At 61.3% G+C, this 14,122-nt stretch carries 10 protein-coding genes; 5 read left to right on the top strand and 5 right to left on the bottom strand.

Translation table 11 applies throughout. The annotated features are described in order from the left end of the window. The first annotated feature begins 38 nt into the window (after positions 1-38). Both MLC70_RS02705 and MLC70_RS02700 read left to right on the top strand, forming a co-directional pair. The gene (locus MLC70_RS02705) at positions 39-1,106 is read left to right on the top strand and encodes a beta-N-acetylglucosaminidase domain-containing protein (RefSeq protein ID WP_248181524.1); all 1,068 of its coding nucleotides are present in this window, start codon (positions 39-41) and stop codon (positions 1,104-1,106) included. 35 nt (positions 1,107-1,141) lie between these two features. Then, entirely contained in the window at positions 1,142-1,954 is an 813-nt protein-coding gene (locus tag MLC70_RS02700) for a DMT family transporter (RefSeq protein ID WP_282448272.1), read from the top strand. A 19-nt stretch (positions 1,955-1,973) separates the two neighbouring features. On the opposite strand, the gene MLC70_RS02695 is transcribed toward MLC70_RS02700, so the two are convergent. Beyond that, on the bottom strand, positions 1,974-2,972 hold the full coding sequence (locus tag MLC70_RS02695; RefSeq protein WP_248181522.1) for a ChaN family lipoprotein: 999 nt from the start codon (positions 2,970-2,972) through the stop codon (positions 1,974-1,976). A gap of 85 nt (positions 2,973-3,057) precedes the next feature. Continuing rightward, entirely contained in the window at positions 3,058-4,302 is a 1,245-nt protein-coding gene (locus MLC70_RS02690; RefSeq protein ID WP_248181520.1) for a hypothetical protein, read from the bottom strand. A 74-nt stretch (positions 4,303-4,376) separates the two neighbouring features. On the opposite strand from MLC70_RS02690, the gene MLC70_RS02685 reads away from it, so the two are divergent. Continuing rightward, positions 4,377-6,323, top strand: coding sequence for a CASTOR/POLLUX-related putative ion channel (locus MLC70_RS02685; RefSeq protein WP_248181518.1), 1,947 nt, complete (start codon positions 4,377-4,379; stop codon positions 6,321-6,323). A 252-nt stretch (positions 6,324-6,575) separates the two neighbouring features. After that, positions 6,576-8,168, top strand: a complete 1,593-nt coding sequence (locus MLC70_RS02680; protein ID WP_248181516.1) for an isocitrate lyase — start codon at positions 6,576-6,578, stop codon at positions 8,166-8,168. 93 nt (positions 8,169-8,261) lie between these two features. On the opposite strand, the gene MLC70_RS02675 is transcribed toward MLC70_RS02680, so the two are convergent. The 3 genes from MLC70_RS02675 to MLC70_RS02665 form a co-directional block, all read right to left on the bottom strand. Further along, entirely contained in the window at positions 8,262-9,644 is a 1,383-nt protein-coding gene (locus MLC70_RS02675; protein WP_248181514.1) for a sigma-54 dependent transcriptional regulator, read from the bottom strand. Between the two features lie 151 nt (positions 9,645-9,795). Then, a complete protein-coding gene (locus MLC70_RS02670) occupies positions 9,796-10,875 on the bottom strand; it encodes a M48 family metallopeptidase (protein WP_248181512.1) in 1,080 nt (359 codons plus the stop codon). After that, complete coding sequence (locus tag MLC70_RS02665; protein WP_248181511.1) at positions 10,844-12,142, bottom strand: YjgN family protein; 1,299 nt, start codon at positions 12,140-12,142, stop codon at positions 10,844-10,846. Before MLC70_RS02665 ends, MLC70_RS02670 begins: the two co-directional genes overlap by 32 nt. A 200-nt stretch (positions 12,143-12,342) precedes the next feature. On the opposite strand from MLC70_RS02665, the gene MLC70_RS02660 reads away from it, so the two are divergent. Beyond that, entirely contained in the window at positions 12,343-14,121 is a 1,779-nt protein-coding gene (locus MLC70_RS02660) for an SLC13 family permease (protein WP_248181510.1), read from the top strand. The last annotated feature ends 1 nt before the right edge of the window (position 14,122 follow it).

The raw sequence follows: 14,122 nt of genomic DNA, 5'->3' as shown, positions 1-14,122 counted from the left end.
GCGACGGGCCCATATCCGCCCGCTAACAGGAGGGAGCCATGACTGTCGAGCTTGGAATCATCGAGGGGTTCTACGGACCGTTGTGGCGCTGGCCGGAGCGAAAACAGCTGGTGCAGGCTCTGGAGCCCCATGGTTACCGGTTCTACTTGTATGCGCCCAAGGCCGACGCCTACCTGCGTCGGCGCTGGGATGAGCCTCACCCCCAGGAAACCGCGACGCAGCTGGCCGATTTTGCCCGCTTCTGCCGCAAGCACGGCGTGCGGTTCGGTGTCGGCCTGAGCCCGTTCGAGGTGTTCAACGATTTTAACGATGGGGCAAAAAAAGCGCTGGCAAAGAAGCTGGCCTTCCTCGACGAAATCGGTGTGCAGGAGCTGGCCATCCTGTTTGACGACATGCGCAGCGACACCCCGGACCTCGCCGCCCGCCAGGCGGACATCGTGCACTGGGTGCAGGAACGATCCGGTGCCGCACAGTTGTCGATCTGCCCGAGCTACTACTCCGACGACCCGGTGCTGGACCGGGTCTTCGGTGAGCGCCCCAGCGATTACCTCGCCACCCTGGGCGGCTTGCTGGATCCCGCGGTCAGGGTGTTCTGGACCGGGGAAGAGGTCTGCGCGAGGGAAGTGACTCCGGGCCACCTGAGGCGCGTCGGCAAGGCCCTCGGTCGTAAGCCGCTGCTGTGGGACAACTACCCGGTCAACGACGGTGACCGCATGTCCCGCCACCTTCACCTGCGGGGGTTCACCGGCCGGCCCGCCAACAACGCGGCCTGGTTGGCAGGCCACGCCATCAATCCGGCCTTGCAGCCAACTCTGACCGCCATACCGGCCATCACGCTGGCCGAAAGCTATCGCCAGGGTCCGGACTACCAGTACGGCCAGGCCTTCCGCCATGCTGCCCGGGAAATTCTCGGGGCGGATCTTGCCGACCAGGTGCAGGCGGATCTGCTCACGCTTCAGGACGCCGGCCTTCATCGCATCAGCGACGACAAGAAGCAGGCGCTGTTGACCATCTATCGGGGCTACCCCCACGCCGGTGCCGGGGAAATCTGCCGTTGGCTGTGTGGTGACTATCAGGTAACCGACGAGATGGTTCAGACCCAGTGATCCGTTTTCGCGCCCTGCTGCTGACCACGGTGGCCATGATTGCCTTTGCCGGCAATTCCCTGCTGTGCCGGGCTGCGCTGCGCGATACCGACATCGATGCAGCAACGTTCACCTCGGTGCGCCTGGTGGCCGGGGCACTGACCCTCTGGCTCATTGTGGTGCTGCGGGGCAGTCGCCAACCTCTGGCCTTCGGTTCCTGGGGATCCGCTCTGGCACTGTTCGGTTACGCCGCGGCGTTTTCATTTGCCTACGGTGGTTTGTCCGCTGCCATGGGCGCCCTGCTGCTGTTCGGAGCGGTGCAGGCGACCATGATCGGCATCGGGATCTGGCGCGGCAACCGGCCGGGTACGATGCAGTGGGGTGGTTTCATGGTGGCGTTCGCCGGGCTGATCGGGCTGCTGCTGCCCGGATTGTCAGCGCCCCCGGTGGGCAGCGCCCTGCTGATGATCACCGCCGGCATGGCCTGGGGCGTGTATTCCCTGCGCGCCAGGGGGGCCGGGGAGCCGACCGCAGTGACCACCGGCAATTTCATCCGTGCGGTGCCCCTGGCGTTGGTACTGAGCCTGGTCATGCTCACGCGGGCGCAAGTGGATGCCCCCGGCCTGATTTACGCCGTGGCTTCCGGCGCGGTCACCTCAGGCATGGGGTACGCCATCTGGTACATGGCGTTACCCCTGTTGCAGGCCACCTCGGCGGCCACGGTTCAGCTCAGTGTGCCGGTGATTGCGGCCATCGGTGGTGTGCTGTTACTGGGCGAACCGCTGACCCTGCGACTGGTGGTGGCGGGTGTGGCCATTCTCGGGGGCATTGCCATCGTTATCCGGGCCGGGCAGCAGAAAACCGCCTGAGAGAGGGTTGCAGCCGAAGTCAGTCGCAGCGGACCTCGGCCGCCTTGCGGAATTGCTGCATCATGGCCTCCCGGTGGCGTTCCTGATCCTTGTACTCCTCGGGCAGCGGCTGCAGGTAATACAGAAAATCCCCTTTGCTGCGGTTGGCCCGGGCCAGCGCCTTCAGCGAGTCACCGGCCTGCCAGAACGCCGGGCTGATCACGACGACGTTCAGATTCGGTCGCCGCGTTTCCAGTACCGCCACCATGCCCAGCCGCTCTTCCGCATGAAAGGTGCCGGTCAGATGAATGACCTGATGGCCGGGGTATCGCGTCAGGGCATTGATGACCTGCGCCGCCATAGTGTTGTCCCGCAGCAGCTGGGCGCGATAGGTATTCTCCATCCGTGCGCTGAACTCTGCGCTGCCGTGACCGGCGGTCATCACCGAAAAGAATTTTTCGCGGTAGGCCGGGGTGTCGACAAAGGTGTTCTTCGGAAACCGCTCGCGTTCGGCAGTACTGAGTTGATTCATGTAATCGGCTCCCTGGCGGCCAACGCAGCGCACCGTGTCGGCGGGGGCATTGGCGGCAATCACCGGCAGACCGCGGGTTCTGGAAAATTCCACCAGCGGCCGGTAGGAGGCCTTGTAGTTTGGCCAGGCGTCGGTGTCAGCGATCAGTTCCGATTCACCGGTGTCGCCGGCGAGGTACCGATCCAGTTCGCCCTGATCATCGAGGGTGAACTGCTCCATGGTCAACACCTGTTGCGGTCGCTGTTGATAGAGGGCGGATTGCAACAGGGACTGCAGCAGGTGCGCGCCATGATGACCATGGTATTCACCGATCACCACCACGTCGGCCGCTGCCAGTTCGCCGGCGAGCTGGTTGATCGACAGCCGGGTACCACGGCTATCCGTCAGTACCGCATCGTACTGGGTCTGGGGCGGAAGCACCGCGGTCTGCGGGGCGGGGCCCCGGGTGGCGCAACCGGCGAGGGTCACGCAGGCGAGCAATACGAGCGTGTGCGAACAGGATGTCATGGCTTGTTATACGCCCCCGGCTGGAAATGGGTTGTTGGTCTCCCCGTGATGGTCCGTCAAACCGGCGGGTGGAACCGGATGCCCGTCATATGGGCCAGTGTAGCTGCAGATTGCCACCCCCGAAGCCGAATTTGTGCAGGTAAAACGTCGGATTCAGGGTGAGCACAGCGCCATCCTGTGCCGAGAGAACGGTTTTGAACGGCAGGGTCAGTTTGCCGGTAAACCCGTTCTCCTGGCGGCCCCGGTTGCGCAGGTAGTGCTCGTCAATGTCCGGCTTGCTCAGGTATACGCCGGGGCTGAGGGTGGTGCGAGCAGACAGCGGCAGGGTCAGGTCGGTGTAAAGAGTGGGCTCCCGCCGGTTCACCGTCCCCACGTCGTTGAGTGCCCTGCCGAAAAAACCGTCCTCTTCCAGGCTCAGGTAGTACAGGCCAAGCCGGGGCTGAAACCGGCGGTGGCTGTCACTGACGCTGGCATCGAATTTGACATGGTCGCGCTCGAAGTCGGCCCGCCCTGCCAAGGTCTCACCGCCGAGCTGATAGTGCCGTCGTGTGAGCTCGCCACTGATCTCGACCTGCCAGAGCCAGTTCTCAGTGGCGCGGCTGTGGCGGACGGCAGCGTTCAGGCTTTTGCTTTCGACCACCAGGTTTTTCGTGCGACTGCTGAACTCGGAGGGTGGCGAGACATTGATGGACACCAGAGTGCCAGCAGCCGGGGCGGTCGCTTCCGTGCCGAGGTGCCACTGGACGAAAAAACTCTGGGGTTCGCGGATGAACTCGTCACCGGAATCGGTCTTGCTATTGAAATAGGCGTCCGGGAGTATCCAGCTGGCGTGTATCCAGTGGTCGCGATCCAGATAGTGACGGGCACTGAAGTACACATCAGACTGCGCTTTATCAGAAAAAACATCGCCTTGCAGCCAGAGTTCGGTATTATCCGTCAGATTGTGCCGGAACCCCACCAGTTGGCGCTGGTAGGTACCGTCCAGATCTTCGCTACGCTGAATGTCGAGCAGAAAACCCTGATGGTCATGATTGAACCCGAAGTCCTGCCGGAAGCGGAAGTCGAGGTAGAGACGGCGGCTACTCACGCTGCCACCGGTGCCGCGAATGCCGTTGTCGGTGGGGCCGGGGAGGGCTTCGCTGTGGCGAAATGTCAGCAGGTGCAGAAAGCGCTCGGTGTTGTAGGTCTCGTCGCGACCGTCAACAACCGCCTCCTGGCGCCAGGGCTGCGGCAGGTGGGGGCTGCCGGCCCACAGGAAAGCGGGCGACAGGCCAAGCGTCAACGCAATGGCGCCCACCCGGGCGAGGTGATGCGGAGGTAGCCTGTTCATGGTGTACAGGGCCTTCATCAACGTTATTAGGCTATGCTACGGCTAATTCGTAGCGAAGCGCAAAGGGAAGTCGAATGTTGCCATTCAGGGTCATTGATCGAGTGAAATTTGTGCTGGAACGCCAGCTGGTCAAAGGGGCGGGGTTCCAGTTACTGGTGGTTGGTGTGTTCATCGGGCTGATTTCGCTGGTGGGCGGTCTGTTGGTGTTGCCCCAGGGGGATGCATTCGATGACCCCGGCTCTGCCATCTGGTGGGCTTTTCTGCGGCTGACCGACCCCGGCTACCTGGGAGATGACGTCGGCACCTGGCAGCGATTTGTGTCCACGGTGCTCACCATCAGCGGCTACGTGGTGTTCATGGGTACGCTGGTGGCGATCCTGACACGCTGGTTGATCGCCAAGATGGGCGATCTGGAGCGGGGTCTGACGCCGGTCACCCTGAAACATCATATCGTTGTGCTGGGCTGGTCGAGTCAGACCTTGCCGCTGCTGTCGGAGCTGCTCGGGTCCTCGGGCCGCATGCGCCGGTTTCTGGAAAAACACGACACCCAGCGCTTGAATCTGGTGGTGCTGTCGGAGCATGCGTCTGCCGCCCAGGTGCATGAACTGCGCACCGAACCCGGGATCGGCCGCAAGGCCAGGCAGATCATTCTGCGCTCGGGCATGGCGATCCAGCCGGACGCCCTGCACCGGGTTGCCTGTCTGGATGCGGCCGCGGTGATCGTGCCCAGCGCTGCCCATGAAGCGGGCACCCTGATGACCTCGGACGTGGAAACGGTCAAGGCGTTGCTGTCCATTGCCGCCCAGGCAAGGCATCTGAACCTGCCGTTGCCGTACGTAGTGGCGGAAATACAGGATATTCGCAAGCATCCGGTGATTGAGCGAGCGTATCCCGGGGAAGTGGAAGTGGTAGGTGGCGACGCCACCATCAGCCGTTTGATGGTGCAGAACGTGCTGCATCCGGGGTTGTCGGAAATCTACAACGAACTGCTGACCGCGGGCGACGGCAATGAAATTTACATTCGAGGTGGCGAGCGTTTGGCTGGAATGACCCTGGGAGAGCTGGCAACGCAGCGGCCCTGCGCCATCGTTCTGGGCATCCTGAAACCCCGGGACAAAGGCTGGGACGTTAACCTGATTGCCCCGACCGACACGACGATCGAGAACCGGGACCGGGTCGTCATGATGGCCCGGGATTACTCGGAGACCGAAGCTAACCCGAAACTGGAGCTCTTGCCACCGAACATCCGTGGCGACATCCGAAAATACCAGCGCAAGCACGCAGAACGTCCGCAAACCATTCTGGTGCTGGGCTGGAATCGCCGTGTGCCGAGTCTGATCGCCGAATTCGGCAGTTACACGGACCAGCGCTTTCACATCGATATTGTGTCAGTCGTACCGGTGGCAGAGCGGGAGCGTGACATCACCCGGTACATTCATGAGAATCACGACGTGACCTGCCGTCACATCGAAGCGGATTACATGGTTGAGGACGAGCTGCGCAAGGTGCGCCCAGCGGATTACGACGCGGTGATCCTGCTGAGCAGCGACCGCCTGGCGTCGGGTGAGGAAGCGGATGCCCGCGCCATGGTGGGTTACCTGCAGCTTGAGGACCTGCTGGCGGAGGGCCATCGCCGGCCCCAACTGATCATGGAGCTGAGTGACCCCGACAACCGCTACCTGATGTACGGTCACCAGAGTGAAATGATGATCAGCCCGATGATCCTCAGCCATGTGCTGGCACAAGTGGCTCTGCGCCGTGAGCTGCGCGTGGTGCTGGACGAGCTGTTCACTGCCAGTGGTGCCGAAATTCAGTTCCGTGACCCCAAGGACTACCCGCTGCCTGCCAGTGCCGATTTCCGGGTGTTGGAAAAAATGTTGTCGGCGGAGGGCGAGCTGGCACTGGGCATTTTCCGCCACCAGGCCGACGAGCGGGGCCGGCACCTGATGATGAATCCGCCCCGCGATACTCATCTGGACCTGCAGGCCGGCGACCGGCTGGTGGTCATGGCCCATACCTGAACGGTCCGGGGCAGGGCTGCTGCCGGTCAGCGCCCGCCAAAGCGAGAGCGGGTTTTCGGCGGGGATTTCAGGTATTCATCAAAAAAATGCCGAGAATAGATAATATAAATTTCAATTATAAATTCAAAGGCACTAAAGTAGCACCCATCGTCGGTTATCTGAACATTTTTTGAGCGGATAGCCGGCTCGCCGGAGTAGACCTTCTGCTTCTGATGAAGAGCACCTCAAACCGTAGAACACAGGACTGAGATCATGCCATACGCAAAAGACGTTGACGCCATTGCTTCCATTCTGAAGCAAAACCCGACCTGGAACGCCATCAACCCGAAGCACGCGGCCCGCATGCGCGCCCAGAACAAGTTCAAGACCGGTCTGGACATCGCCAAGTACACCGCCAAGATCATGCGCGAAGACATGGCGAACTACGACAACGACACCGCTCAGTACACCCAGTCTCTGGGCTGCTGGCACGGCTTCATCGGCCAGCAGAAGCTGCTGTCCATCAAGAAGCACTTCGGTACCACCAAGCGTCGTTACCTGTACCTGTCTGGCTGGATGGTTGCGGCTCTGCGCTCCGAGTTCGGTCCGCTGCCGGATCAGTCCATGCACGAAAAGACCGCTGTATCTGGTCTGATCGAAGAGCTCTACACCTTCCTGCGTCAGGCGGATGCCTGGGAACTGAACCACCTGTTCCGTGCTCTGGAAGAAGCTGAGAACGCCGGCGACAACGCCAAGGCGGAAGACCTGATCAAGCAGATCGACAGCCACGAAACCCACATCGTGCCGATCATCGCCGACATCGACGCTGGTTTCGGTAACGCCGAAGCGACTTACCTGCTGGCCAAGCAGATGATCGAAGCCGGTGCTTGCTGCATCCAGATCGAAAACCAGGTGTCTGACGAGAAGCAGTGTGGTCACCAGGATGGCAAGGTTACGGTTCCCCACGCCGACTTCCTGTCCAAGATCAACGCCGTGCGTCTGGCGTTCCTTGAGCTGGGTGTTGATGATGGCGTTATCGTTGCCCGTACTGACTCCCTGGGCGCTGGCCTGACTCAGAAAATCGCCGTGACCAACGAGCCGGGCGATCTGGGTGACCAGTACAACAGTTTCATCGATGGTGAGGTGATCGAGAAAGCCGAAGACATCAACAACGGCGACGTTGTGATCAAGCAGAACGGTCAGCTGGTTCGTCCGAAGCGTCTGGCTTCTGGCCTGTTCCAGTTCAAAGCCGGCACTGGCGAAGATCGTGTTGTTCTGGACTGTATCACCAGCCTACAGAACGGCGCAGACCTGCTGTGGATCGAAACCGAGAAGCCGCACGTTGGCCAGATCGCTGCCATGGTTAACCGCATCAAGGAAGTGGTGCCGGACGCCAAGCTGGTTTACAACAACAGCCCGTCTTTCAACTGGACTCTGAACTTCCGTCAGCAGGTATTCGACGCATGGCAGGAAGAAGGCAAGGACGTATCTGCCTACGACCGTCCCAAGCTGATGAGCGAAGAGTACGACAACACCGAGCTGGGTCAGCTGGCGGATCAGTGGACTGCCAACTTCCAGCGCGACGCCGCTCGTGAAGCAGGCGTGTTCCACCACCTGATCACGCTGCCGACATACCACACTGCGGCCCTGTCGACCGACAACCTGGCCAAGGGCTACTTCGGTGACGAAGGCATGCTGGCCTACGTGGCAGGTGTACAGCGCAAGGAAATCCGTCAGGGTATCGCCACCGTTAAGCACCAGGATATGGCTGGTTCCAACATCGGTGACGACCACAAGGAATTCTTCGCTGGTGAAGCCGCGCTGAAAGCCGGTGGTAAAGACAACACTATGAACCAGTTCGGTTAATCGAACGGCTCGTTGTCTCCGGGCAGGGCCGCTGGCCTTGCCTGACACACAAAACCCCGCCTGGTGCGGGGTTTTGTGTTTTCAGCGACACGGTTATTGATGGTTGCGGTGGTGCTTGCCGCCGTGAGATCGGGTGTGGTGGGGATCGTATTTGTCCATCAGGCGATAAAAGGATACCCGTGAAATCTTGAGGATCCGCGCCGCTGCAGTCACATTCTGATGCGACAACGCCAGGCTGCACGATAATGCCTGCTGGTCTGCCCGGGCTCGGAAGGCTTCGAGAGTCAGCCCCGCCTGCCCGGGTACGGCCATGCCCAGCTCGGCGAGCCCGAGGTCCGCCGGCTCGATCATCGACGATTCGCTCAGCAACATGGCCTGACGTAAGCGGTTCTGCAACTCCCTCAGGTTGCCGGGCCAGTGGTACTGCGCCAGGCTCTGCAGGGCGGGGGTGCTCAATTTGCGAGCGCCGAACGTGGTGTGGGTGTTTGCCAGTATGTGGTTGGCGATCACCGGAATGTCCTCGGGGCGGTCACGCAGTGGCGGCAATTGCACCTCCAGGCTGCCCAGGCGGTAGTAAACGTCGCTGCGAAACGCGCCGGTCTCGACAAGGTTCTTGAGTGGGCGGGCGGTGGTTGCGATCACCCTTACGTCCACTTTGTGGGGGCGTGTCGCGCCCACCCGTTCAATCTGTCCCTCCTGAAGAAATCGCAGAATGGCCGATTGCTGGTCCGGATGCAGCTCATCAATGCCAGACAGCAACAAGGTGCCACCATCGGCGGCGTCGACCCGCCCGCGGCGGGCGGTAACCGAGACGCCAAGGGGGTCTCCCTCCTGGCCAAACAGCTCGCTCTGGGTCAGCGGCAGCGGTAAAGCCGCGCAATTGACGGCGACGAACGGCTGGGTTCTGCGGGAGGAGTGGCGGTGGATGAAGCGCGCGGCCGCGTCCTTGCCGGTGCCACTTTCGCCCGAGATCAGCACCGGTTCGTGGGTTTTGGCAAAGCGCCGCAGCATGGCTCTGGCCTGGCGGATGGCCTGGGATCCTCCCTCCAGGGCGGCATCCTGATAACTGTCGTGGGGCTCGAAATCGGTGCGGGCATGCAATTGGGCCATACCCCATAGGTGTCCCAGAACGGTATTGAGCCGATCGGCATCCAGTGGCAGGTGGTGGTAATCCGTGCAGTGTCTTGAGATCAGGGTGCCGAGACGGCTGTCCTCGCTCGGGGAGGCTGGCAGCAACCCAACCCAGTAGGACAGCCGGAACGCCTCGATCCACTGATCAAGATAGGGCGTGCCTTCGTCCGGGTAGACACTGAGATCCAGAATGCCGACACGGGCTCGCCCGGCACCCGCGAGCGCAAAGGGGGGCGGTTCGGTCAAATCAAACGAATGGATGTTCCAGTGGGCTGACAGAAGAGAGTCCTGCTGGTCTCTGGCGTTAGCCGCTGACAACCAGACGAGCGGTCGTTGTTCCTTCATGACGGATCTCCCGGAGAACGCGTTCCGGAAAACACTCATACATGGAATGTGCCATCTGAACGGGCAGGCCTGTTTTCAGTGGCTTGCATCTGGCGCGACAGGCCAATTGTCAAATTCTGTAAAGTTTGTCGACAGTTGTAGGCCTGTCACGTCAGTGGCCAGGGCGAAAACGCTCGATGCGCTCGTCACCACCGGGGTGGCTGGAGAGCATATCCAGCACGGCATCCCACCGGCTGTCCCGGGTCTGTTCTTCAGACGATTCTGTGCCGGCTATGGCCATCAACCGGGTCATGATGTTGGCGAAATGGCCGGTATCGATACCGTTTTCCTGCAGGTTATTCAGGGCAAACGTGTCTGCCTCCCGCTCCATCTCCCTGGAATAGGCTAGGCTCACGAGTACGGCGGGCACCACCACTGTGGCATCGGAGAAGGCCGATAGGTCGCCGGTCATCATCACGATCAGCCAGAATGTCAGCGAGCCCTGAACCATGCCCTGCAAGCCGTGCCGATGGGCGACATGACCGATTTCATGGGCAAGAATGGCCGACAGTTCGTCGTCGTGTTGCGCCAGGTTTACCAGATCGTCGGTAAAAATCATCGTGCCGTCTGGCAGAGCCATGGCGTTGGCGCCAATGGCGGGGGAATGGCGAAACAGTACCCGCAGAGGCTCCCGGGTGTCTGCCGTCATCAACAGCGAGCGGAAATGAGCCTGTAACTCAGCTTGACGTTCAGTGGACAGGGTTGAAGGTTCCAGCCAGGTTGAGTCAAGGGTAGCCAATGTGGAGCGCCCCGCCTGTTCAGCCACGGATGCCGGCAGGGCATTGGCAACAACGTGGGCCGCCCACGGTACGCCGTACACGAAGGCCACTGCGGTGGTGGCCAGCGTCACCACCACCGCCACCAGGATCAGGCCCAGATGACTTTCCAGTCGGTGTAGAAGCTGCCGGCCACGCCCCTGGCGGGATTGCCGGTCCAGCAGGTCGACCCCATCGTTGTCTTCGGTTTCAAATACGCCGTCGTCGGGCAGGTGCAGGTAGCGGGGCGTATTGCCGATGCGGGGAGAGATCCGGACATCGGCCGGAGACAGGCGAAGCCGGCTGTCGCCGGTCTCCACCATGATGATGCCCGCTACCGATCGCAGAATGGCACTCTGGCGATTGGAGTGGCTACCGGTGTAGAAATGCCCTTCAATAGTGACTTCAGATGGCGGCGAAATCGACATCGAAGGCATCTCCCAGTTCCTGCCCGAGCGCGCTGGTGCGATTCCTTTCGGCCGCCACGAAGTGGTTCAGGTCGCCTTTCACCATCATGGCCGTGCAAGCCGCGCGGTAGCGTGCCATGCGCACCTTGGCCCAGGGTGTGAACAGACCGAGGGTCAGCACCACCAGCACCGAGTTGCTCAGGAAAATCCAGAACATCTGCAGTGGCTGCAGCCCGGACTGGAAGCCATGCTGGTCCAGCGTCACAGAATTCATGAAGAGGTTGGTGATACCGGCCATGAAGTACCCCAGCAGGGTGGCGTAGCCGACAGCGGCGACCAGGCCTGCCGTCGCAACGGCGCCGGAGCGTGCAATCAGGAGCGCAACCAGGCCGAAGCCAATAGCGATAAGCAGGCCGATTCCAAAAAATCGGTAGTACTCAGCGGTTGCGCCCTTGAATTCAAAACCGGTGGTGCCAAAGCGACTGCCGTTGGCGACGAACTCATGCGTTTTCTTGATGACCAGCGGGGTGAGCAGCAGCAACGTCAGCAGGTTCAGCAAGGGCCATACGAAAGTTACCATGAACGCCTGCCCGTACTTTCCTTCAAAGTCGAAACGGATATTGCGCCAGGCGCTGTTGATCGCCTTGAAGCGGAGTGAGCGGATCATGATCCAGGGCACCAGGGGAATGAAGGCGAGAGCAAACATCACCGCGGCCTCCACGAACAATTCCGACAGCACCACGTAAGCGACCAGTACCGCCAGTGCGATCAGGCGGCCCTTGAGAATGGTGATCGGGCTCGCCAGGTACTGGAAGCTGGCGCCGTCGAGCCGGGTATTGCCGTAGAAATATTGATTGTTCCGTACGGTCGCCCAGGCGGAGTAGATACCCAGGGTGACGATGGTCAGCAGGATGTTGACAATCCAGATGCCAAAGTACTCTTTGCCGTTGCCGGTGAACTCCAGACCTGAACGCCGGCGCTGGAGGCCGTCGGAGTCCTGATGGGGCGGCTCTTCCGGGGGCACTGCGGCGGATTTGCGCACCGTCGGGTTTGGCGTCGTGGCTGCCTGTGCCGATATCTGCACTTCCGCACCGGCCTCGGTGAGGCGGTCGTAGTACACCAGGGCGTCGGCATGGCTGAGGCCGGACCTGAGGGTCTTTCGGGTGGTGGAAAAGAGCCGTTCGGTGCGGTCGTCTGAGGTGCGGAACAGGGCTTTCATATTTTCCCTGACTTGCGCTTCGCTGAATCCTTCCAGAATCTTGCCTGCAAACGTAATCTGATAAAGGTCGGTGGTCATGCCATTCCCTGTGTCTGTGTTCCCTGTCATACGCGCTACCGTCAACGGTGTGAACGCGTCTCTCTGCCCGCTAAGAGCGTTAACCCGAGGTAAGTTAACAGAAATTCATGTTCAGTGCGTGATTCCAGCCACAACTATTGTATGTTCAACTGACAGGAATCTGACGCCTCTGTTGGCTGTTGCACTTCGGGAGACACGTTTTGACGCTTGAGCAGGGAATCGTATTTGCCGTACTGGGCACCACCCTCGGCCTGTTTGTATGGAACCGTTTGCGGTTTGATGTGGTGTCCATGCTGGCACTGCTGGCCATTGCGGTAGCGGGTCTGGTGCCCTCGGACGAGCTGTTCGCCGGCTTTGGTCATCCCGCCGTGGTGACGGTCGCGGCGGTACTGGTCATCAGTCAGGGGCTGGTGAACGGTGGCGTGGTGGATAATCTCGCCAAGCTGCTGGGCAAGGTCGGGCATCGGCCCACATTGCAGGTGCTGATGCTCACCGCGGTGGTCGCGCTGTGTTCGGGCTTTATCAACAACGTGGGGGCGCTGGCACTGCTGATGCCCGTAGCCGTGTGGATGTCCCGTGAGGCCGGTCGCTCGCCTTCACTGCTGTTGATGCCGCTGGCTTTCGGCTCGCTGCTGGGTGGCACCATGACCCTGATCGGAACACCCCCCAATATCATTATTGCCAGTTACCGTGAGGGTGACAGTTTCGGGCTGTTTGACTTTGCGCCGGTGGGCGCGGCGATTACCCTCGCGGGCATCGCTTTTATCACCCTGGTGGGCTGGCGGCTGACGCCGCGGCGGCAAGACAGCGACGATGGCGGTAAGCTGTTCAGTGTGGGTGACTACGTCACCGAGCTGAAAGTACCAGAAGACTCATCCTTTGCCGGGGGTACGCTGCACAACCTGCTGACCCGGGCAGAGAGCGAAGAAGACGTGGTGGTTCTGGCCCTGATCCGCAACGAGGAGCGGTCGCTGGCACCCTCCACCTTCAAGGTGCTGCAGGAAGGGGATGTATTGCTGGTGGAGGCCGACACCGACAGCTTGCAGGCATTTCTGGACAACACCGGCCTGGAACTGGCCAGTGCATCGGAGGAATCGGATGAGACGCCGCCGGAGATCGACGCCGGCGACATCCTGCTCACCGAGGTGGTCATCACCCCCGAGTCCAGCCTGCAGAACCAGACCGCGAACCGACTCAACCTGCGGGAACGGCACGGGCTGAACGTGGTGGCTCTGGCCCGCCAGGGGCACAGGCTGAAACGGCGTATCGGCGATGTGCGTTTCCAGGTTGGTGATATCCTGTTGGTGCAGGGGCATGAAGAGTCCCTGGGCACCGAGTTGCAGCAGTTAGGCTGCCTGCCACTGGCCGAGCGTGGTTTGCGACTGGGCCGGGATCGCCGGACCCTGCTTGCCGGTGGGCTGTTCATCGCAGCGATTGTGTCCATTGTCGCGGGCTGGCTGGCGCCGCCGGTGGCGCTGGTTGGCTGCGCCGTTGCTATGGTGCTCACCGGGTTGCTCAACCCCAGCGATGCCTACAAGGCCATCGACTGGTCGGTGATTGTGCTGCTGGCTGCGATGATTCCGGTCGGCGGGGCTTTGGAGGCGACCGGCGGCGCCGAGCTGATCGCCGCCCAGATGTTGATGATCAGTGAGGGGCTGGCCCCGGCGTTGGTGTTGGGAGTGCTGCTGGTGGGCACCATGCTGCTGTCCAACGTGGCGAACAACGCCGCCGCCGCGATCCTGGTCGCGCCCATTGCCCTCAGTATGGCCACGGAACTGGATATGGCCCCCGATGCGGTGCTGATGGCGGTGGCCGTGGGCGCCTCCTGTGCGTTTCTTACCCCCATTGGTCATCAGTCCAACGCCCTGGTGATGGAGCCGGGCGGTTACCGTTTCGGAGACTACTGGCGGTTGGGCTTACCGTTGTCAGTACTGGTGACGGTGGTGGCGGTGCCGGTTATACTAATGGTGTGGAGCTAGG

Origin of the sequence: Marinobacter goseongensis (assembly GCF_023156235.1) — a bacterium.
GTDB classification, from domain to species: Bacteria; Pseudomonadota; Gammaproteobacteria; order Pseudomonadales; family Oleiphilaceae; genus Marinobacter; species Marinobacter goseongensis.
This window is presented reverse-complemented; position numbering and strand designations above follow the sequence as displayed.